Origin of the sequence: Kordiimonas laminariae (genome assembly GCF_023008165.1) — a bacterium.
GTDB lineage: Bacteria > Pseudomonadota > Alphaproteobacteria > Sphingomonadales > Kordiimonadaceae > Kordiimonas > Kordiimonas laminariae.
Window position 1 is genome coordinate 273,728 of record NZ_JAKQZA010000004.1, and the last position, 21,846, is coordinate 295,573.

Sequence of the window (21,846 nt, forward strand, 5' to 3'; positions counted from 1 at the left end):
CATCTGGTCTGATGGGGCTTCTTTTATTCCTATGTTGCAGGCAAAGCTTTCTAACAAGAACCAGACTGAATGCTTTAACCTGAGTACGTGAGCTGCTTTTAGCCTCTCATGTATTGCGGGGGATTATGGCACCATTCACGCGAAATGAGCTTTCGAAGATTCAAAATTTAAGCAATGAAATGATAGTTTTTATGTTCATTTTTGAAATATGTGAACAAAAACTATCTGTGCATAATCTACCGCAAAGAAAAAGCCAAGGCACAGAGCGCCTTGGCGCGATTAGTTCAGGTTTACGTAGCGTAAACTTTAATTATACTGTTTCGCCAAATAGTTCGCGGCCAATCAGCATACGGCGGATCTCATTAGTGCCGGCACCAATTTCATAAAGTTTGGCATCGCGCCACAAACGCCCTGTGGAATATTCATTGATATAACCATTACCGCCAAGGGACTGGATCGCTTCACCAGCCATCTTTGTTGCATTCTCAGATGCGTAGAGAATACAAGCCGCAGCATCTTTACGGGTTGTTTCACCGCGGTCACATGCACTGGCTACAGCGTAAACATAAGCGCGAGCTGAACCCCATGCAGTATACATATCAGCGATTTTACCTTGCATAAGCTGGAAAGTGCCGATTGGTTTACCGAATTGCTGACGTTCATGCACATAAGGGATCACAGTATCAAGGCAAGCGCGCATAATGCCGAGAGGGCCGCCGGAAAGCACAACACGTTCGTAATCAAGGCCAGACATCAGGATTTTAACGCCGTCACCTTCTTCACCAACACGGTTTTCAAACGGCACGAAGCAATCTTCAAATACAAGCTCACATGTGTTAGAGCCGCGCATACCAAGTTTATCCAGTTTCTGTGCAGTGCTGAAACCTTCCATACCTTTTTCAATCATGAAGGCTGTAATACCGCGAGAGCCTGCATCCGCATCGGTTTTTGCGTAAACCATCAAAACATCTGCATCAGGACCGTTTGTGATCCACATTTTATTACCGTTCAGCACATAACCATCGTTTTTACGGTCTGCTTTCAGGCGCATGGACACAACATCTGAACCAGCGCCTGGTTCCGACATGGCAAGCGCACCAACATATTCACCGGAAATCAGCTTTGGCAGGTATTTGGCTTTCTGCTCTTCACTGGCATTTTTCGTAATTTGGTTAATACAAAGATTTGAATGCGCACCGTAGCTAAGGCCTACAGAAGCACTGGCACGGCTAATCTCTTCCATTGCGATCACATGTGCCAAATAGCCCATGTTTGTGCCGCCATATTCTTCGGGGGCTGTCATGCCGAGAAGACCAAGTTCACCCATTTTCTGCCAAAGATCAGCTGGAAAAACATTGGTTTCATCAATTTCAGCAGCACGCGGCGCAATTTCATCTGCTGCAAAACGTGCAACAGTTTCGCGAAGCATTTCCATTTCTTCGCCGTGGTTAAATTTAAGATGTGGAAACTCAAACATGAGACTATCCCTATGTGGTGTTTTTATTCGTCTGTTATTGTTAGAAGCACGGTGCCGTCTGTAACTTGATCACCAGCCTTCAGGCTGAGGCCAGATACAACGCCGTCTCTTGGGGCATTGATGGTCTGTTCCATTTTCATGGCTTCCATCACGAGAAGAGGTTGACCTTTTTCAACGGTTTCACCATCAGTAACTTTGATTTCAAGCATCTTACCAGGCATTGGCGCTACTATTGTGCCCGGTCCGTCTGCATCATCATCAGCACCGCCATCACGAGCGTGGCGAGCGATTTTGATAGTGCTCGAACCTTTGATAAAGGTAACGGTAGCATCTGTTACCTCAGTGAACAGCTGTGTGCTAAGACCGTCCAATGTATAGAACAGCGTGCCTTCGTTTAATTCGAAGGAGGCTAGATCAAACTCCTGGCCAAGAACCGTAATGCTCAGGTTTGGCGCAGTGTGATTGATGGTAGCCGTCACCATTTCACCTTCTGCATCATCGAACCAAAGCTCTTCTGTGCGCGGCATATTCAAGCGGAATGTATCACCCGATGCCCAAGGGTCATCCGCTGGCATACGGTTTTGGCGTGCAGCAAGAATAGCGGCAGTTGCCACCGCATAATCTTCAGCGGTAACTTCATAAGGTTTCAGCAGGGTATCCGCATATTCTTCAATGAAACCTGTGTGTACATCACCTGCCTTGAAATCCACGTGAGCTAAGCATTTACCAAGGAAATCACGGTTGGTTACAAGGCCTGTAACTGGTGTTTCAGCGACAAGACGCTCTAGTGCCTCAATAGCCTCAAGACGGTTTTCACCCCATGCGATCAGCTTACCGATCATTGGGTCATAGTGAATGCTTACACTGTCACCGTCTTGTACGCCTGCATCAATGCGTGCGCCGAAGGCCGTTTCTGCGTACGGATCAAACATACCAACGCGTCCAATCGACGGCAGGAAGTCATTATATGGGTCTTCCGCATAAAGGCGTACTTCAACAGCGTGACCATCGACAGCAAGGTCAATTTCATCCTGCGCTAGAGGTAGGGCTTGGCCTTCGGCAACCATGATCTGCCATTCAACAAGATCAAGGCCTGTGATCATTTCAGTCACCGGGTGCTCAACTTGCAGCCTTGTATTCATTTCCATGAAATAGAAGCTGTTTTCATCAAGCCCGTTTGAAACATCGGCGATAAATTCAACGGTACCTGCACCTGTGTAATTGATGGCTTCAGCGGCTTTCACAGCTGCCTCGCCCATTTTCGCACGCATGCTGTCTGTCATGCCTGGGGCAGGGGCTTCTTCCACAACTTTCTGGTGGCGGCGCTGAAGGCTACAGTCACGTTCAAACAGGTGAACCGCATTGCCGTCAGCATCACCGAATACCTGCACTTCAATGTGCCGTGGTTTTAGGATTAGTTTTTCAATAAGGAGCTTGCCGTTACCGAAAGAGTTCTCACCTTCGCGGCGCGCGGCTTCAATACCAGCTTCAATCTCATCTGCGCCGTATACCATGCGCATTCCCTTACCGCCGCCGCCGGCAACAGCCTTGATAAGCACAGGGTAGCCAATGCGGTTGGCCTCAGCAGTTAGCGTTTCAAGGGATTGATCATCGCCGTGATAACCTGGCACCACCGGAACATCAGCATCTTCCATCAGTTTTTTGGCGGCACCCTTGAGCGCCATTGCGCGCATAGAAGCGGCAGAAGGACCAACGAAGATTATATCGTTCTTTTCGCAAGTTTCTGCGAACTCAGGGTTCTCTGATAAGAAACCATAGCCAGGATGTACGGCATCAGCGCCTGTGCGCTTGGCTGCTTCAATAATTTTATCTGCAATCAGATAGCTTTCGCTCGCGGCGGCTGGGCCGATAAATACAGCTTCATCAGCCATGTGGCGGTGCATTGCGTCTTTATCCGCTTCTGAGTAAACAGCAACAGTTTTAATGCCCATCTTTTGGCAGGTTGCCATCACACGGCAGGCAATTTCACCACGGTTTGCGATTAGCAATTTTGCAATTTTACGGCTCATGCGTCTTCGCCCTTATCTTTAATCCAGCTTGGTTTACGTTTTTCAAGGAATGCGGAAAGGCCTTCTTTGCCTTCCTCGCTTGCGCGGCGGGCAGCTATACGCTCCGCAGTATTCGTACGCAGTTCCTCGGTAATTTCTTTGCCTTTTACAAAATTGATCAGGTCTTTCGCTTCCGCCTGAGCAGTAGGGGCGCCGCCAAGGATGTTTTTGACCAATACGTTTGCAAGGCTGAAAGCTTCCTGAAGGGAAGGCGCCAGTTCGTGAACAAGACCAATTTCCTGCGCTTTCGCAGCGTCAAAGCGTTCAGCTGTAAGGAAGTAGCGGCGTGCGTGGCGTTCACCAATGGCTGCCACCACGTACGGTGAAATGGTTGCGGGAGTTAGTCCTAAGCGTACTTCTGAAAGAGAAAATTTGGCGCTTTCAACAGCAATCGCCATGTCACAGCAGCTCACAAGCCCAACACCGCCACCAAATGTTGCACCGTTCACGATTGCAATAGTTGGTTTTGGGCAGTTATTCAGGGTTGCGAGCATGCCAGAAAGGTTCATCGCATCGCGCTGGTTTTGCTCTTCCGTATAAGAAGCTGCGGCTTTCATCCAGTTAAGGTCTGCGCCCGCAGAAAAGCTTTTACCGCCGCCTGTCAGGATAATCGCGCGTACATCAGGGTTTTCGCCGAGTGTTTTAAAAGCGTTATTTAGTTCCCAGATCAGATCATCATTAAAGGCATTGTGTACATCAGCTCGATTAAGGGTAACTGTTGCAACACCATTATCTTCAATGGATGTAAGAAGTGTATCTACCATTATATCCCCCTACATTCTGAACACGCCGAACTTGGTCGGCTCAGCTGGGGCATTTTGCGTGGCAGATAGGGCCATACCGAGAACGCGGCGCGTATCAGCAGGATCAATCACACCGTCGTCCCATAGGCGGGCAGAAGCATAATACGGGTGACCTTGCTCTTCATACATATCGCGGATTGGCGCTTTGAAGCCTTCTTCTTCATCTGCGGACCATTCCTGACCGCGAGCTTCCATGCCGTCACGTTTCACTGTTGCCAGTACGTTTGCTGCTTGTTCGCCGCCCATCACAGAAATACGGGCGTTTGGCCACATCCACATAAAGCGTGGTTGGTATGAACGGCCACACATGCCGTAGTTACCCGCACCGAAGCTGCCGCCGATAAGGATTGTGAACTTTGGAACGTTTGCGCAAGCAACGGCAGTTACCATTTTGGCGCCATCACGGGCGATACCGCCATTTTCATATTTCTGACCAACCATAAAACCGGTGATGTTCTGCAAGAATACAAGCGGGATACCGCGCTGCGCGCAAAGCTCTACAAAGTGAGCGCCTTTAAGTGCGCTTTCAGAAAAGAGCACGCCATTATTTGCAACGATACCTACCGGATAACCGTGGATGTGCGCGAAGCCGCAAACAAGCGTTTCACCGTATAACTTTTTAAATTCGTTGAATTCACTGCCGTCTACGATACGAGCGATAATTTCGCGTACATCATATGGCTGGCGTGTGTCTTTTGGTACAACACCGTAAATTTCTTCTGGTGCATAAAGCGGCTCAACAGTATCGCGGCGCTCAAGCGGTTCAGGCTTTTTATGGTTCAAATCAGCTACAATCTGACGTGCGATTGACAGTGCATGATAATCATCTTTTGCCAAATGATCCACAACACCAGATGTGCGGGCGTGCACGTCACCACCACCAAGGTCTTCAGCACTAACAACTTCACCGGTTGCAGCTTTCACGAGAGGAGGGCCGCCAAGGAAAATCGTGCCTTGGTTCTGCACGATAATACTTTCATCGGCCATCGCAGGTACATAAGCACCGCCCGCAGTACAGCTGCCCATAACCACCGCGATTTGCGGGATACCCATCGCAGACATATTGGCTTGGTTATAGAAGATACGACCAAAATGATCACGGTCTGGGAACACTTCATCCTGATTAGGGAGGTTCGCGCCGCCACTATCCACCAGATAAATACATGGAAGGCGGTTTTCTTTGGCGATTTCCTGCGCGCGAAGGTGCTTCTTTACTGTGAGCGGATAGTAAGTGCCGCCCTTAACAGTGGCATCATTACATACGATCATACATTCAACGCCGGAAACACGACCAATGCCGGCGATCACACCAGCTGCTGCGATATCAGCATCATACATGCCGTAGGCTGCAAGCTGGGATAGCTCTAGGAAAGATGTGCCGGGATCAAGAAGCGTATTTACGCGATCTCTTGGCAATAGCTTACCGCGCGCTAAGTGCTTTTCACGGGCACGTTCGGGTCCGCCGAGGGCAATTTTCTCACATTTTTCGCGAAGGTCATCCACCTGCGCCTGCATGTGCGCAGCGTTTTCCGCAAAAGTTTCGCTTCCTACCACTATAGTGGAATGAAGAATGGTCATATTCGGTTACTCCCAGCCTACGGATGTTGGCTCCACCGGGTTTATCAATTGGATTGGTGGCATTTTACCTTTACGCGTGGTATTGGTAAAATTGATGTTGAAAATGTAATTGATAGATTTTGTCTATGATGGATTTGTATTTACTTCGGTACTTCTTAGCGGTGGTTGAAACTGGCAGCTTTACGCGTGCTGCCGACCGGGTTTTCGTTACGCAACCAACACTTTCTGCGGGTATTAAAAAGCTTGAAGGGCAGGTGGGGCATGTGTTGTTTGAACGTTCAAACAGGCGTGTTTTTCTAACCGATGCGGGTACGCGTTTTTTGCCTCGTGCTAAAGCGATTTTGCACGAATGTAATATGGCTATGCAGGTTCTGGAGGAAGCTGAAACAGCACCAGTACTTAGATTAGGTGTCTTAATTACCTTATCCAATAGAGCAGTAGGGACGCTTCTTACCGGCTTTAGAAAGGTCATGCCCCATGTGGCTATTGAGCTTACGGATGGTACTGAGCAGGAATTAGCAAATAGGCTTGATGATAGAAGCCTTGACTATGCGCTTTCGCTGCATCGAGGTGAGAATGAGGAGAAGGCAATTCCGCTGAAAACTGAAGAATACCGTTTTGTCTTACCGCCTGATCATAAACTCGCTGGTAAAGCTGTAATCTCAGCAGAAGATTTAGCGGAAGATTATATGATTGTGCGGAGCCGCTGCGAAGTTCTTTCGGAAACCAGCAGATATTTTACTGACCGTAATGTAAGGCCAAGGCTTGTGTACCGAACGCCGAATGACAGCCGCGCACTTGCAATGGCTGCAGCGGGAATTGGCGGTACAGTAGTTCCTGAAAGCCTTGTTGATGAAAGGGTTCATGCCTGTAAATTAAAGGGCTTTGATTACACACGGAGGCTTGCACTCTTCAAGCCTTCCTACAAGCTGCCTACGGGGTTTGAGACTGTGGGAGCGGCTTTTGAAGACTTTATCGCAAATAATTGGGGTAATTCATAAAATTACCGAAGGGCCGGTAGCTTCATATTCGTATCTGATAGTTACAGTTTAATAATCGATTTATACTTATTCGAGTATTCTTGGGTCTCACAGACCTTTGATAACCGTGTTAGAGTATCTTGGGGTACAAGTGCCCCAAATTTAAAAACAAGGATATTGTCGTGCAAAGCGGACGTATAATTTTGGGGGCTGTACTTGCCGGGTTAGTTGGTTTTGGAGGTTGGCTATATATAGCTGAGCCTGAGGCACAAGGTGGTCGCCGTGGAGGCCGGGTGGTTTCTGTTGTTGCTGACCCAGTGGCAACACGTAGTTTTTCCGATATTGTTGAGGCTATCGGAACTGCAAATGCGCGTGAAAGCGTAATGCTGACATCGCGGGTTTCTGACACGGTTAAAACGGTACATTTTGAAGATGGCCAAGTGGTGCAAAAGGGTGATCTACTTGTAACCCTTGAGGATCGAGAAGAAAAAGCGAATGTAAGGGAAGCTAAAGCGAACCTTGAAGAAGCTGAAAGCCAATATGCACGTATTGAGGATTTGGTTACACGAGGTAACGCCTCTACATCGAACAGAGATGCACAGAAACGCAGGGTGGATGAAGCCCATTTCAGGCTTGATGCTGCAAAAGCTCGCCTTGCCGACCGCCGTATTGTAGCGCCGTTTGATGGTGTTCTGGGATTGCGACAAATCAGTGAAGGGTCGCTTTTGTCCGCGAATACAGTGATCACATCTATTGATGCAATCGACACGGTTTATGTAGATTTTAGTGTGCCTGAGCGTTTTATCGCAACGCTTGATGAAGGCCAGATAGTTGATGCCAAGGTTTCCGCATATCCTGATCGTACTTTCAGTGGAACCGTAAAAACGGTTTCCAGCCGTGTTGACCCAGTAACACGTTCTGTTCTTGTGCGTGCAGAGGTGGAAAATGCAGATCATGCCCTAAGGCCGGGTTTGTTGATGCGGGTTCAGGTTGTTAGCCGTACGTGGGATGCCTTCTCGGTTGCTGAGCAAGCTGTAGTGCCGACTGGCGGTAAGAATTATGTCTTTATCCTGAACGGAGATGAAGCAGAACGGCGTGAGGTAACGCTTGGTATTCGCCGCCCGGGTTATGTGGAAGTACTTTCTGGCCTTGATGGCAGTGAAAAAGTAGTTACCGAAGGTACAATGCGCTTAGGCAGACAAGGTACTAAAGTGAAAGAACTTGTTCGGGAAGGGGCGGAATAATGATCCTTTCTGATGTATCCGTAAAACGCCCGGTATTTGCCGCGGTAATTAGCATGATGCTGGTTGCTTTTGGATTGGTATCTTTTCAGGATATTGCTGTTCGCGAACTTCCTGATATCGATCCCCCGATTGTGGGTATTCGCACTAACTATGGCGGTGCTAACGCGAATGTAGTGGAAACCAGAGTTACCCAGATTATTGAAAATGCTATTGCTGGTGTGGAAGGCATTAAAACCATTGAATCCACAAGCCGGGATGGTCGCTCTGATGTAACAATTGAATTTGAACTAAGCCGAGATATCGATTCTGCAGCCAATGATGTGCGGGACCGTGTAAGCCGAATTCTTAATAACTTACCGGAAGAAGTTGACCCGCCAGAAGTTTCTAAGGCCGATGGCGATACACGGCCTATCCTGTATTTCAATGTAACAAGTCCAGTAATGGATATTCTTCAGCTAACGGATTATGCGGAGCGCAATATTGTTGACCGCCTTTCTGTTGTTGATGGTGTAGCACAGGTAAGAGTTCTCGGGCAGAAACGGTATGCAATCCGTGTACACCTTGATCGTCAGGCGATGGCGGCGCGGGGTGTGACTGTAACAGATGTAGAATCTGCGCTTCGTTCTGAGAATATTGAGCTTCCTGCCGGACGCGTTGAATCAATTGAACGCGATACAATTGTGCGTTTGAACCGTGAGTATGCAGATCCACGTGATTTCGAAACGATGGTTATCCGCGAAAATGCCCAAGGCGAATTTGTTCGCATGGGCGATATCGCTACTGTAGAGCTGGGAGCAGAGCGTGATGAGCGCCTGTTCCGCGGTAACGGCGAGAGCATGATCGGCCTTGGAGTTGTAAAGCAATCTAAGGGTAATACTGTTGCTGTGGCTGAGGCTGCTAAGGCTGAAGTTGAGAAGATCAAGCAGACACTGCCTGAAAGCATGAACTTGTTTGTAGCGTATGACAGCTCAGTTTTCATCGATAAAGCTATTGAAGAGGTGTATTTCACGCTTGGCGTGGCAATGGCTCTGGTGGTCTTGGTGCTTTACCTGTTCCTGGGGAATGTGAAGACTGTTCTAGTGCCAGCAATCACAGTGCCAATCTGTATTATCGCTAGCTTCTGGATTTTGAGCCTGACGGGCGTAAGTATCAACCTTATTACGCTTCTCGCCTTGGTGATGGCTATCGGCCTTGTGGTAGATGATGCCATTGTGGTTCTTGAAAACATTTATCGCCGTGTAGAAGAGGGTGAGCCGGGCCTTGTTGCCGCTTATCGAGGTGCTCGTCAGGTTGGATTTGCGGTTATCGCGACAACGCTTGTGTTAATTGGCGTGTTCGTACCAATTGCTTTCTTACCAGGAAATATTGGTCGTTTGTTCGGAGAACTGGCGATTACTATGTCCGCAGCGGTGGCATTCTCAAGTCTTGTAGCGTTAACGCTGAGCCCAATGCTGTGTTCAAAGCTTGTGCGTCGTAGAAATAAAAAGCCAGCCTTTGCAAAGAAACTTGATCAGATATTTGAGCGACTACAGAATGCTTATGGTCGTTTCCTTGAAGTGTGTCTGCACAATAAAACACTGGTTATTTTATCGTTCCTTGTATGTATTGCTTTGATCGGCGGTGTGTTCCAGCGAGTGCCTAGCGAGCTTGCGCCACCTGAGGACCGTGGTGTGGTGTTCATGCCTGTAAGAGGCCCAGAGGGTGCCAGCTATGAATATATGGCGCAGCAGGCGGAACATATTGAAGAGCAGGTAATGCCGCTTGTAAATGGCCCCGAGGTTGAACGCTATATTCTTCGGATTGATGGCGGAAACGGTTTTGGTATTCTCTTTATGAAGCCATGGGATGAACGTGAGCGTTCTACACACGAAATTGCTGCAGAACTACGCCAGAAATTCAATGCGAATGTTCCGGGTGCTATGGTTATTCCTATTACTCGTAGTGGCCTAGGTGGGGGCGGAGGTTCTTCCGAGTTTCAGCTGGTTGTTGGCGCTGCGACTTATGACGATCTTGGTCGTTACCGTGAGATTCTTCTGGAAGAATTCGGTAAGTATGAAGGCCTTCAGAATGTAGATATTGATTATATCGAAACGCAGCCGCAGTTTAAGGTGAGAATTGACCGCGAACGTGCTGCTGATCTTGGAGTTTCAGTGCAGTCGATTGGCCGCACATTGGAAACTATGATGGGTGGCCGCCGTGTAACTACCTATGTGCAGGACGGTGAAGAATATGATGTGATCCTTCAGGCAAAGGAAAGTGATCGCAGGCAGCCGCTTGATATGGAAAATATCCACGTGGCATCAGGCCGTGGTGGTTCGCTTATCCCGCTCAATAACCTCGTAATCATTGAAGAAGTTTCAGGTGCGGGGTCGCTTCGTCGATTTAACCGTATTCGTGCACTCACAGTTTCTGCGAACGTAGCTGATGGCTATACGCTTGCTGAAGTGCTTAAAGAAGGTGAGCAGATTGTTATTGATAATCTGCCTGATGTAGCGGCAATTGATTACAAAGGTGCATCTCGCGAATATCAAGAGGCTGGTAGTGATATCTATTTCATCTTTGCGCTTGCTCTTGTGGTTGTGTTCCTAGTGCTTGCAGCTCAGTTTGAAAGCTTTATTCACCCGATGGTTATTATGCTCACTGTACCTCTGGCAATCCTTGGCGGTTTGCTTGGGCTCTGGGTAGCGGATAGCACACTCAATATCTATAGCCAGATTGGTTTGATCTTATTGATTGGACTGGCGGCGAAAAACGGTATTTTGATTGTGGAATTCGCGAACCAGCTTAGGGATGAAGGGCAGGAGATCAGAGATGCTCTCTTGAATGCTTCTAAAACTCGTTTACGCCCAATTATGATGACAGGTCTTTCAACTGCGATGGGGGCTGTACCGCTTATGCTTGCTTCTGGTGCTGGGGCAGGTAGCCGTATTACTATTGGTGTAACGGTGTTTAGTGGTGTGATTGTAGCAACATTCTTCACGCTGTTCATTGTACCAGTATTCTACGATGTCATGGCGAAATACACCAAATCACCGGGCTTCATTGCAGCGCAGCTCAGAAAATTTGAGCGAGATGAAGCCGCAGGAAAGCCTGCAGAATAAAAGAAAAGGTCGGAGAGAAGTCTCCGGCCTTTTCTTTTTTGGAATTTTATTATTCTTAAACGGTCTTTGCGGCGTCTACCTTGAAACCAGCTTCTTCAAGCGCTGTTACTAACTGGTCAGCGTGGGCGCGGTCCTTAGTTTCAACAACTAGTTCCATCTCTGTCAGCTTGAGGGATACCGCGCCAAACTCGCGCTGATGGCGTACTTCCTGAACATTTGCACCCACTTCGGCAACTACTTCGGTTACTTTCGCAAGCATACCGGGCTGGTCCATCATCGTAATGCGCAGACGAGACAAGCGGCCATCACGGGCCATACCGCGCATAATGGCGGTTGCTAGCAGACGGCTATCGATATTACCACCTGTAAGAACCATGCCAATTTTTTGGCCTTTAAAACGGCCTGGATACTGAAGAAGTGCTGCCAGGCTGATAGCACCAGCGCCTTCAACGACCACTTTCTCAATTTCCATCATCATTACGATGGCTGCTTCAATACGGTTCTCTGGTACGATCAGAATTTCATCAACCAGTTCGCTTGCCACTTTACGAGTGTTCATACCTGGGTTTTTAACCGCAATGCCTTCTGCAATCGTAATATTGCTGCCGCCGAGAGAGACACCTTCAACGGTTTCTTTCATGGCTGGGAACGCCTCAGTTTGAACACCAACAATGCGAATGTTGGGGTTAATGTGCTTTGCAATTGTGGCAATACCGGAAATCAAACCACCACCACCAATTGGAACAATGAGGGTATCAAGATCTGGTATATCTTCTAGCATTTCCAGGCCAACAGTACCTTGGCCAGCCATCACTTCAGGGTCATCGAACGGATGGACGAATGTGAGGCCTTCTTTTTCAGCTAAGTCGTAAGCAGACTGCGTTGCTTGTTCAAATGTCTTTCCTGTGAGAACTACACGAGCACCAAGTTCCTCTGTGCGCTTAACTTTGTTAAACGGTGTACCTTCAGGCATTACGATAGTGGCAGGAATGCCGAGACGGCTTGCATGGTAGCTGAGACCTTGCGCATGATTGCCCGCCGATGCAGCAATAACGCCCTTAGCGTTCTCATCAAGGGAGAGAAGGCGATTTAGCGCGCCGCGTTCCTTGTAGGCTGCTGTAAACTGGAAGATTTCAAATTTCAGATAACATTCTGTACTGGTGATGTCCGACAAAGTACGAGACATGCTTGTGGGTGTGCGATTAACAGCGCCTTTAATGGCTTTTGCTGCATCGAGAACATCTTGTGGTGTGATTGCTAGTTCTTGAGTGCCCATTGCCTGTCTCCATAAACAAATACGGTCTGCAGCAATGCCACAGACCGTATGTAATTGTCTAGAGAAACAAAGTGACTAGCTGATAGACGCAAGAAGCTTATCTATGGCTGTTGTACACTCCTGTTCCGTAAGGAAAGGTACGTGTCCTACGCCGGGGACTGTAACTGGTGTTAAGTCTGGGTGCACATCGGCCATCTTCATCAATGTTTCGTGAGAGAGGATATCTGAAACCTCTCCGCGCACCACAACCATTGGAAAGCCTTTAGTCGCTTCAAAAACTGGCCAGAGATCTGGAGCAGATTGGTCGCTTTGGCCTTCAAAATTGTTTCTGATCGCGGGATCATATTGAACCGTCGGAATGCCGTCTACTTCGGTATAAAGTTTTTTGGCGAATGCGAGCCATTCTGCATCAGTGAAATCAGGATAAACGCCTGTATTGGCCAGCTTGGTAGCCTTAATCACTTCATCCCAAGTTTGGGGTGGTGTGCCTTTACCCACATAGGACATGATGCGCTCAATGCCTTTGGGGTCAACTTCCGGACCAATATCATTGATAATAGCTGCTTTGAAAATTCCCGGGAACATAGCGCTCATCATGATGGTCATTAAACCACCAAGGGAGGTGCCAAGAGCGACCACTTGATCAAGTCCTAGGTGCTCAATAAGAGCTTTCATATCTTCAACATATATATCGGGGCGATACCTGCTTGGATCGTGGTCCCAATCTGAAAGGCCGCGCCCACGTTGCTCGACACATATCACTCGATATTTCGAAGACAGATGTTCGGCAATGCCTGCAAAATCTTTTGAATTGCGGGTAAGACCTGGCATGCATAGCACGGTTAGAGCGCCTTCTGGTGCATTATTATAATCTCGGTAATGCTGTTTCAGTCCGTCTGGGTTCGTGAAATACTCACTAGTATACTTAGTCAAACTCAAGTCCCCCAAATGTTATGCGCAGCTCGCGCTTCAAGATTTTGCCGTTCGGGTTGCGGGGCAGGGCTTCTGTATATACTACACCTGCAATCCGTTGTTGTTTGCCGAGCCGTTCATTGGCCCAGTTTTTTAAAGCGTGTTCGTCAGTTTTGGCGCCAGGCTCCTTCACCACAACTGCTAAAGGTGTTTCCCCCCAGCGAGAGCTTTTTGCGCCAATTACAGCAACATCATTCACGTCAGGGCTGGTTATAAGCATTGCTTCGATATCCTGTGGGTAAATGTTTTGCCCGCCCGACAGGATCATATCTTTCTTACGGTCTACAATGTAAAGATAGCCTTCTTCGTCTAACTGTCCAATATCACCTGTTCTTATCCAGGCATTGTCGTTTTCATCCAGCCATGTTGCTTCCCTGGTTGCGTCTTCCCTGTTTAAATAACCAGGCATAACAATTCGGCCGTTTGCAACGATTTCGCCAGAGGAACCAATGGGCACTTCTTTATCGTCATCACCGATGATACGGATATCAGTACCCAGAAGCGGTTTGCCTACAGATGACATGCGGCCTTCTGCTTCCTCGGGTTCAAGTGTGGTGATAATACCTTCTGTAAGGCCGAAAAGTTCAATGATAACTGGGCCAAAACGTTGATAAAGGTTAGCTTTCAAATCAGCATGTAATGGTGATCCGCAGCTCATTACCGCTTTTAGGGACGAGATGTCATATTTCTCTTGTTCCGGGTCTTCCATTAAGCGCTGATACTGGATTGGCACCATAGAAAAGTTGGTTATTTTCTCGTTCTGAATAGTTTCCAGTGTAAGCCTTGTATCAAATGTTTCATGCACATAGAGAGTGCCACCAGCAAGTAAGGTAGCAAGAAAGCCCACCCAACTGATATTTGAATATAGACCAATGTTAAAGAGTGTACGGGCGTTGCCGTCATAACGGAGGGCAATACTCATATCATATGCCCAGTCTCTGCGGCCCCGATGGGTGTGCAATATCCCCTTCGGCATACCAGTTGTGCCAGAACTGTATATTACGTTGAGCGGGTCATCGTCTTGAATGTTTGTTGTTGGTTTATGGTCTGGCGCTTCTCTTTTAAAGGTTTCGAAGGCATCGCCCTCTGATCGGTCGCCTGCGATAATGTGAAGGGTGCCAGGATGTTGGTTTACATAGTTTGTGAGCCGTTCGGCTTGGTCTGTTGTTGTGATAATGGCCTTAACTTTAGCATCTGTCATCATAGCCGTAACAGCTTCGTCAGTGACGGAGAGATTTACAGGAACGCTGCAAGCGCCGGATTTCATCACGCCGATAATTGCTTCAACCATCTGTCGGCCATTTTTCATTACAATGCCAACCATGTTACCTCGCCCGATACCCTTTTGATTAAGCGCATTAGCCAACTGGTTGGTGGCGGCGTCTAATTCCTTCCAAGAAAGCATATCTTTGCCGGAAATTAACGCGGTTTTATTGCCTTTCCACTTGCCGTGAAGTGAGAGGATTTCCGGGAGTAAAGGTGCCGATGTGTTGAAAGGGCTCACGTGATCATCCAATAATAAAAATAACAAAAAGAATGATAATAGGGAGGGGCCGGCGGAACCGACCCCATGGGAGGTTTAGAATTTCACGCCAAATGTCGCTGTAACAGTGCGTGGCGGGCCGTAGAACGCAGAAGCAATGCCTTCTAAGCCCAATGTAGATGCTGTGCCGTCGGCATTCGCGAAGTTGTAACCCGCAACAATATATTCTTTGTCAGTCAGGTTCTTACCGTGCAGGCCAATGCTGTATTTGCCGTCCTCAGATGTCCAGACGATACTTGCATCGAACAATGAATACGCTGGCTGATCAAGGAAGGCATTTGGAACCTCAAACTGGTGTGTACGGCTTTTATAGGACCATGCACCTGAGAAAGAGATTTCGCCGTCAGAGTTCAGTAGTTCCAGCGGACGATTGTAAGTTAGGCGTAGGTTAGTGGAGAGGTCAGGCGTGTTTTGTACCACTCGCTCATTCGCCACATCTTGAATTGTTGTCACGCCGCCTTCTGTCACAGCTGTAAGGAACTCATCATACTGAGCATCTACCCAACCGAGGGAGAAAGTAGCAACAAGGCTATCGCCATCAACACCCATATCTGTGCCGAGAATTGCATTACCTTCAAGTTCAATACCTGTGATGCTTGCTTTACCAGCGTTTGTTGTCACGCCTGCGAAGCTATCGTTGATACCGTCACCATTTGTATCCACACCAACAGAGCCCGGGATTTGAACATCTGTGTAATCGCTGTAGAAGAAGGCTAGGTTTGTTTGTACACGGCCATCAGCCCAGTTTGATTTCAGACCTACTTCATAAGTAGTGATATTTTCTGGATCAAACTGCATGAAGTCAAAGATTTCGGCCTCAGAAACTGTACCATCATTATTCAGGTCAGGCGCAGCTGTTGTTGCACCGCGTGGGTCAAACCCACCACCTTTGAAGCCTTGGCTAAAGGAGATGTAAGCCGTTTGATCATCGTTTGGCTGCCATGAAAGGCTTACACGTGGTGTGAAGTCCTTAAACGTTTGTGAGCCATTGAAATCTGATGTTGTAGCGATAAGCGTTGCATCACCACCAAATGTATCAGAAAAACCGCCAATAAAGGTACGGCGCAGCACATTAGATGTACGTTTGTCGCTTGTATAGCGGCCACCCACGCTTAGTTCTAAGCCAGTATCCATGCCAAAATGTTTTGCCAGATCAAAGGTGAAATCACCAAAGATAGACCATGATTTCGTACCTACATCACCGAAAGTGTTTGCGTTCAAACCAGGCAGGCCAATGGCTGCACCTGTTTGTGCAAGAAGTACATCAAATTCGTTGGAAGCATTGGCATCTAGGTAATAAAAACCAAGGAGACCACTTATAGTCTCACCATTATAAAGAAGTTGCAGTTCTTCACTGAACTGATCGTTCTCATAAATTACTGGTACATCAACATCAGCTACAGGTAGACTATCGAAATCAATAGCTTGGAAGCTTTCGTCTTCACGGTATGCAAGAATGTTTTTAATGGTCCAGTTTTCGTTGATTTCATACTCTACGAGCATGGAGCCGCCATATTGTTCTGCTTCATTACGAGCATCAAGGCCCGCGCGTGTATCAAACACATCATCTAGAACTGGTGCGCCGCTAAATAGGCCAGGAATCAAACGGTGACCTGATTTCGGATTACTCTTATCTTTCAGGTAATCTGCTGTAAAGCGGATGAAGAGAGCATCTGATGGTAAGATTTCGCTGCTTGCTCGGAACGCCAGAATATCTTTGTCATAATGCTCTGCGCCAGTTTCGATATTTTCACCGTATCCGTTACGCTGTAGGTATGCGCCAGAAGCACTAAAGCGAACAGTATCAGAAACTGGTAATTCAGCGGAAGCTACGATCTCGTGTTGACCAAAAGTACCGCCTGCCAAGTTAAGCTTGAGGGATGGTTCATCACCAATGCGCTTGGTTACATATTTGATTGCGCCCCCGATAGTGTTACGTCCGTATAGTGTACCTTGCGGACCACGAAGTACCTCAATACGCTCAACATCATATACATCAAGTACACCACCTTGTGGGCGGTTCAGATAGACATCATCAAGATAAATACCAACACCAGCTTCAAAACCGGCGACAGGGTCCTGTTGACCTACGCCGCGAATAAAGGCTGTAATTGTTGTATTGGTCCCGCGAGAAACCTCAAGCGTTGTATTTGGAATACTTTGGGCAAGATAGGTGATGTCCGGCGCACCCAGCTTTGCGAGTTGCTCGCCTGATAAGGCAGTTACTGCGACAGGTACATCTTGTAACGATTCAGAACGGCGACGAGCCGTTACTTGAATTTCTTCCAGTTGCACATCATTGGAGCCGCTGTCTTGTGCGGAAACGGCGGGGGTTAGCGTTAATCCTGATAGGCAGGTACTCGCCATCATTACTGCCAAAGCAGTTTTATTCGTTCTCATTTCATCCCTCCCCAGGAACGTTCAAGTTATGTCAGCTTGATTAAATTCAACGTTTGTTGAAATGTCAACAAAAATTCAACGATCATTGAAAAAATATGTGGTTTTCGTTTTCAATAAAGTAATGTTACAAAACTACTGAAGTGATTTGAGCGGAGGCTAGTACGTGACAAAAGCACCGGAGAAAAACCGAATTAGAAGAAAAGATCGTATTCTCAATGCGGCTGAGGCTTTGTTTGCCAAACACGGTTTTGAAGGCGTTTCTATGCGGATGGTTGCTGATTCCGCTGAGGTTGATCTCGCCCTCGCTAGCTATCATTTTGGCAGTAAACGCGGTTTGTTTGATGCGGTTCTTTTGCGCCGTGCAGAAGTTCTGAATGATCTGCGTTTAGCAGCACTTGAAAAATGTCAGGCTGAAGCTGGTGGGAATGGGCCGAGCGTTGAGGCCATTATTGATGCATTTCTGCATCCTCTTTTGGGGGAGGGGTTGCAGGCTGATGAAGGTTGGCTTCATTATTTTGAACTCATTGCACAAGTGAACAGCTCCTACGAATGGGGTGGGCAATTGATGACTAAATATTTTGACCCACTCGTGCGCAAGTTTATGGAAGCTCTTAAGGCAGCTTTGCCTGATGCTGAGCCGCAAGATTTTTACTGGTGCTATCACTTCCTTTCAGGGGCTCTCACTCTTACAATGGCACATACAGGTCGTATTGATCAGCTTTCCGATGGGGCCGTGAAATCGGAAGATATGGTGGGTGCGTATGAGCGTATGGTGCCTTTTATGGCCGCAGGTTTTAAAAAAATGTGTGAAAAAGGATAGATCACGCATTATTGTGCCTTTCGGGTCTATGACACATGATAAATACACATAGAAAATAACAACATTTGGGTTAGTACACAGGGGGAGTTTATGAAAACGATCTTAGCTGCCGCCCTTCTTGCAGCAAGCATGCCTGCAGTGGCGGAAGAATTTACAATTGATCGTCTCGTTGCGGGGCCGTCTATCAATGGCTCTAGTATGCGCGGCCTTCAAATGTCGCCTGACGGCAAGCGTATTACATTCTTGCGAGGTAAAGAAAGCAACCGTAATCAACTTGATTTATGGGAGTTTGATACAAAAAGCGGTAAGGCGAAGCTGCTGATTGATTCAAACGTTCTTCTGGGCGGAAAAAAAGAAGAGCTATCTGAAGAAGAAAAAGCACGCCGTGAACGTCAGCGTATTGGTGGCATTTCTGGTATTACTCGGTATTTCTGGAGTAAAGACAGTAAATCTCTGATGTTCCCTGTGGGCGGTGATGTTTATGTACTACCGTTGGGCGGTAAGGTTAAACGCCTTACAGATACACCGGAATTTGAAACGGATATCCGTTTCAGCCCTAAAAGCACTTATGTTTCTTTTGTTCGTAACCGTGAAGTTTACATTGTTAACGTTAAAACCGGTGAAGAGACCAAGCTTACATCAGGTTCGACTGATACAATTGCTAATGGTATGGCTGAATTTGTCGCTCAGGAAGAACTGGGCCGCTTTACGGGATACTGGTGGTCTCCGGACGAAACCAAAGTTGCATTTGAGCAATTTGATGAAAGCGATGTAATTATTAAGGATCGTTACGAAGTAAAAGGTGACGGTTCGGTAACGTCTATCAAACAGCGCTATCCTGAAGCAGGTACTACGAACGTTACATACAAACTCGGTGTTGTTTCTGTTGCGGATAAATCGGTTGATTGGATTGATGCAGGGGGAGATCAGGATACGTATCTTGGCCGTGTGAACTGGACACCAGATAGTCAAACGGTGATTTACCAGCGCCTCAATCGTCCGCAGACACAGCTTGATATGGTGCTAGCTGCAGCTGATGGTTCCAGCCAGCGTACGCTGCTTACGGAACAATCAGATATCTGGGTAAACCTGCATAATATTCTGCGTTTCACCAACGATGGCAATAATATGTTGTGGGCTAGCGAGCGCACTGGTTTTCGCCATCTTTACAATGTGAATATGGAAACAGGTGAAGCAACACCAATTACTTCTGGTGACTGGGTTGTGAGCAGCGTGAACCGTGTGGACGAAGAAAATGGTACTATTTACTTCTCTGGTTTTAAAGATAGCCCGATTGAAAGCCACCTTTATTCTGTTCCAATGGCAGGTGGTGATATTACCCGGATTACCAAAGAAGAGGGATGGCACGGTGCGCGTGTTGGTGATGGTTTCTTCATTGATAACTTCTCAAGCCCGACCCAACCTCCGCAGATTGTCGTAAAAGATCTGAAAGATGGTGCAGTTCGTTTCGCGATCAACGAGAATAAGCTGGATGATAGCCACCCATACGGTAAGTATATAGACGGTGCGGCAAAACAAAGTTTTGGTACGATTAAAGCGAGTGACGGTAGCGACCTTTATTATCGCCTATACCTGCCACCAAGCATGGAAGAGGGTAAAAAGTACCCGGCTATTATGGCGCCCTATGGTGGCCCGCACGGTCAGAGCGTACGGAAGACATGGAGTGTGAACTTCAATGAAATCCTTGCACGTAAAGGCTTTGTTGTAATGGTTCTTGATAATCGAGGCATGTGGAACCGAGGTATTGAGTTTGAAGGCCATATTAAAAATGCTATGGGCACGGTTGAGGTTGAAGATCAGGTTACTGGTGCTAACTACCTAAAAACACTTGATTTTATCGATGGTGATAAAATTGGTATGTGGGGTTGGTCTTATGGTGGTTACATGACCATCATCAACATGTTCAAAGCCCCAGACGTGTTCAAGGCAGGTGTTTCAGTTGCTCCGGTTACGGATTGGCGCCTTTATGATACAGCTTATACAGAGCGCTATCTGAGCCATCCGAATGATCCAGGTAATGTGTATGAAAACTCATCTGTGTTTAAATATGCAGATAACTTCAAGGGTGACTTGCTGCTAATCCACGGTATGGCGGACGATAATGTGTTCTTCGATAACGCCGTTAAGCTTATGGCGACATTGCAGAAAGAAGGAAAGCCATTTGAGTTGATGACATATCCTGGCAAGAAGCACGGTATTCGTGGTGAAAACACCCGTAAGCACCTATGGAAATTGGCGCTAGATTTCTTTGAACGTAAGCTTAAATAAGAAATTAGAGCTGAATAAAATCTGAAAAAGGGGCAGTTTTCTGCCCTTTTTTTTATATGAAAAATCAATGAGATAAACGTTTCTAATGTAACTTTAACAGAATCTTGCTTGATTTATTTAATTACTGGACTAGATAGTCTATTAAGTCATCGGCGTGACTGTTCTGAGTTATAATCAAACAGAGGGACGTCGAAACAGCCTGTTATCAGGAGGGTATATCTTCCTTCCTCCCTGATTAGACTTCTGATAATGGGCACCTGGCTGAAGCCGAAGGGGATGTCTGGATTCTCCCCTTCGGCTTTTCTTTATGTTTTATGCAGCTAAAGTGCGGTCATACACGGGTTTGATAGAATCTAAAATCGTACGTACCGTGCCTTTAAACTGTTCTACATGGAACATATGATCAGCATTTGGCAGCGAAATAAAACGCCCATTTGCAAAATTATCGGCAATCTTCATATTTGCTTCGACAGGTAGAAAATGATCATGCTCGCCTGTGAAGACAGTGACATCCATATCATTTGGCATTTTGCTCAAATCAGTATCAGCATGATCCAGAATACGCTTGGTATTATGCTTGAACTGTTCTTTGATGCCGCAATTGGCGTTTAAGAGGGCGTGACGTAACTTATCTGCGGTTAAGCGCGCCAATCTATTAGTTTCTCTTAACGCTGGATTGGTCATCAGATCGGTAAAGCTCTCGGCAAACTCTTCTGTTTTGTCCCACTCCAGTAAGAACAATAGGTGGTTGAATGCATATTCAAGCCTGTCGGGCATTTTATCCATTGCGGAACCAAGAACTAGGTGTTCAATGTTGTTATACATCTGAGCATAGCGCATTGCGATAATGCTACCGTAACTGCAGCCCAGCATGTTGACGCGTTCAGCAACACCTAATTCACAGAGGCCGTGATGAATGGCTTGGCAGATGAATTCAAAGTCATACTCATGTGGCAATACACCAGTTTCGCCATTGCCTGGCGTATCGACAGTAATTACCCAAGTTTCCTGACTAAACGCATTGCTCAATTTTTCAACGGCTGTGATGTTTTGGAAGGCACCGCCAATGAATACAAGCGGTAATGTGGTAGAATTAGGCGCATATTCTTTCATATGTACAGGGAAACCTTGATAGGAAAACCGGTGGAACGTTCCTTCCGGGGAAATCTTTGTAGCATAAGTCATTTGGCACTCTCTTTCTCAGCAGAATGTGCCGTGTCATACGCTCACTAAAAAAACCAACATCAACTCAACAAAGCGTAGACAAGGCAATTTTTTCAGTTACACGGGTGAT

General features: G+C 47.0%; 14 protein-coding genes. 5 read left to right on the forward strand and 9 right to left on the reverse strand.

Annotated elements, in window-relative coordinates; all coding sequences use genetic code 11:
* Positions 1-310 precede the first annotated feature (310 nt).
* From MF542_RS09900 to MF542_RS09915, 4 genes are read right to left on the reverse strand one after another with little or no spacing between them, the layout of a single operon-like run.
* Positions 311-1,477, reverse strand: coding sequence for an isovaleryl-CoA dehydrogenase (locus tag MF542_RS09900; protein ID WP_247018653.1), 1,167 nt, complete (start codon positions 1,475-1,477; stop codon positions 311-313).
* 23 nt (positions 1,478-1,500) lie between these two features.
* Positions 1,501-3,507: an acetyl/propionyl/methylcrotonyl-CoA carboxylase subunit alpha gene (locus MF542_RS09905; RefSeq protein ID WP_247018655.1), complete on the reverse strand. Its 2,007-nt coding sequence runs from the start codon at positions 3,505-3,507 to the stop codon at positions 1,501-1,503.
* Positions 3,504-4,310 carry an enoyl-CoA hydratase/isomerase family protein gene (locus tag MF542_RS09910; protein WP_247018657.1) on the reverse strand — a complete coding sequence of 269 codons (807 nt, stop codon included), beginning with the start codon at positions 4,308-4,310 and terminating at the stop codon, positions 3,504-3,506. Before MF542_RS09910 ends, MF542_RS09905 begins: the two co-directional genes overlap by 4 nt.
* Positions 4,311-4,319: 9 nt before the next feature.
* A complete protein-coding gene (locus MF542_RS09915; RefSeq protein ID WP_247018659.1) occupies positions 4,320-5,927 on the reverse strand; it encodes a carboxyl transferase domain-containing protein in 1,608 nt (535 codons plus the stop codon).
* A gap of 125 nt (positions 5,928-6,052) precedes the next feature.
* Here MF542_RS09915 and MF542_RS09920 point away from each other — a divergent pair, with 125 nt between their 5' ends.
* The 3 genes from MF542_RS09920 (at position 6,053) to MF542_RS09930 (ending at position 11,252) form a co-directional block, all read left to right on the forward strand.
* Positions 6,053-6,928, forward strand: a complete 876-nt coding sequence (locus MF542_RS09920; RefSeq protein WP_247018663.1) for a LysR family transcriptional regulator — start codon at positions 6,053-6,055, stop codon at positions 6,926-6,928.
* A 161-nt stretch (positions 6,929-7,089) separates the two neighbouring features.
* Positions 7,090-8,151 (forward strand): efflux RND transporter periplasmic adaptor subunit, encoded by a 1,062-nt coding sequence (locus MF542_RS09925; protein ID WP_247018665.1) that lies wholly within the window; start codon positions 7,090-7,092, stop codon positions 8,149-8,151.
* The gene (locus MF542_RS09930; RefSeq protein WP_247018666.1) at positions 8,151-11,252 is read left to right on the forward strand and encodes an efflux RND transporter permease subunit; all 3,102 of its coding nucleotides are present in this window, start codon (positions 8,151-8,153) and stop codon (positions 11,250-11,252) included. Before MF542_RS09925 ends, MF542_RS09930 begins: the two co-directional genes overlap by 1 nt.
* A 55-nt stretch (positions 11,253-11,307) precedes the next feature.
* On the opposite strand, the gene MF542_RS09935 is transcribed toward MF542_RS09930, so the two are convergent.
* The 4 genes from MF542_RS09935 to MF542_RS09950 all read right to left on the reverse strand — a co-directional run bounded on the left by MF542_RS09935 (position 11,308) and on the right by MF542_RS09950 (position 17,443).
* Positions 11,308-12,528 carry a threonine ammonia-lyase gene (locus MF542_RS09935; protein WP_247018668.1) on the reverse strand — a complete coding sequence of 407 codons (1,221 nt, stop codon included), beginning with the start codon at positions 12,526-12,528 and terminating at the stop codon, positions 11,308-11,310.
* A gap of 75 nt (positions 12,529-12,603) precedes the next feature.
* Positions 12,604-13,461, reverse strand: a complete 858-nt coding sequence (locus MF542_RS09940; RefSeq protein ID WP_247018670.1) for an alpha/beta fold hydrolase — start codon at positions 13,459-13,461, stop codon at positions 12,604-12,606.
* Complete coding sequence (locus MF542_RS09945) at positions 13,454-15,004, reverse strand: class I adenylate-forming enzyme family protein (RefSeq protein ID WP_247018672.1); 1,551 nt, start codon at positions 15,002-15,004, stop codon at positions 13,454-13,456. Before MF542_RS09945 ends, MF542_RS09940 begins: the two co-directional genes overlap by 8 nt.
* Before the next feature lie 75 nt (positions 15,005-15,079).
* Positions 15,080-17,443, reverse strand: a complete 2,364-nt coding sequence (locus MF542_RS09950; protein ID WP_247018674.1) for a TonB-dependent receptor — start codon at positions 17,441-17,443, stop codon at positions 15,080-15,082.
* 163 nt (positions 17,444-17,606) lie between these two features.
* On the opposite strand from MF542_RS09950, the gene MF542_RS09955 reads away from it, so the two are divergent.
* On the forward strand, positions 17,607-18,263 hold the full coding sequence (locus MF542_RS09955; protein ID WP_247018676.1) for a TetR/AcrR family transcriptional regulator: 657 nt from the start codon (positions 17,607-17,609) through the stop codon (positions 18,261-18,263).
* A 90-nt stretch (positions 18,264-18,353) separates the two neighbouring features.
* Positions 18,354-20,552 carry a S9 family peptidase gene (locus MF542_RS09960; protein WP_247018678.1) on the forward strand — a complete coding sequence of 733 codons (2,199 nt, stop codon included), beginning with the start codon at positions 18,354-18,356 and terminating at the stop codon, positions 20,550-20,552.
* Between the two features lie 312 nt (positions 20,553-20,864).
* On the opposite strand, the gene MF542_RS09965 is transcribed toward MF542_RS09960, so the two are convergent.
* A complete protein-coding gene (locus MF542_RS09965) occupies positions 20,865-21,737 on the reverse strand; it encodes an alpha/beta fold hydrolase (protein ID WP_247018681.1) in 873 nt (290 codons plus the stop codon).
* Positions 21,738-21,846 lie beyond the last annotated feature (109 nt).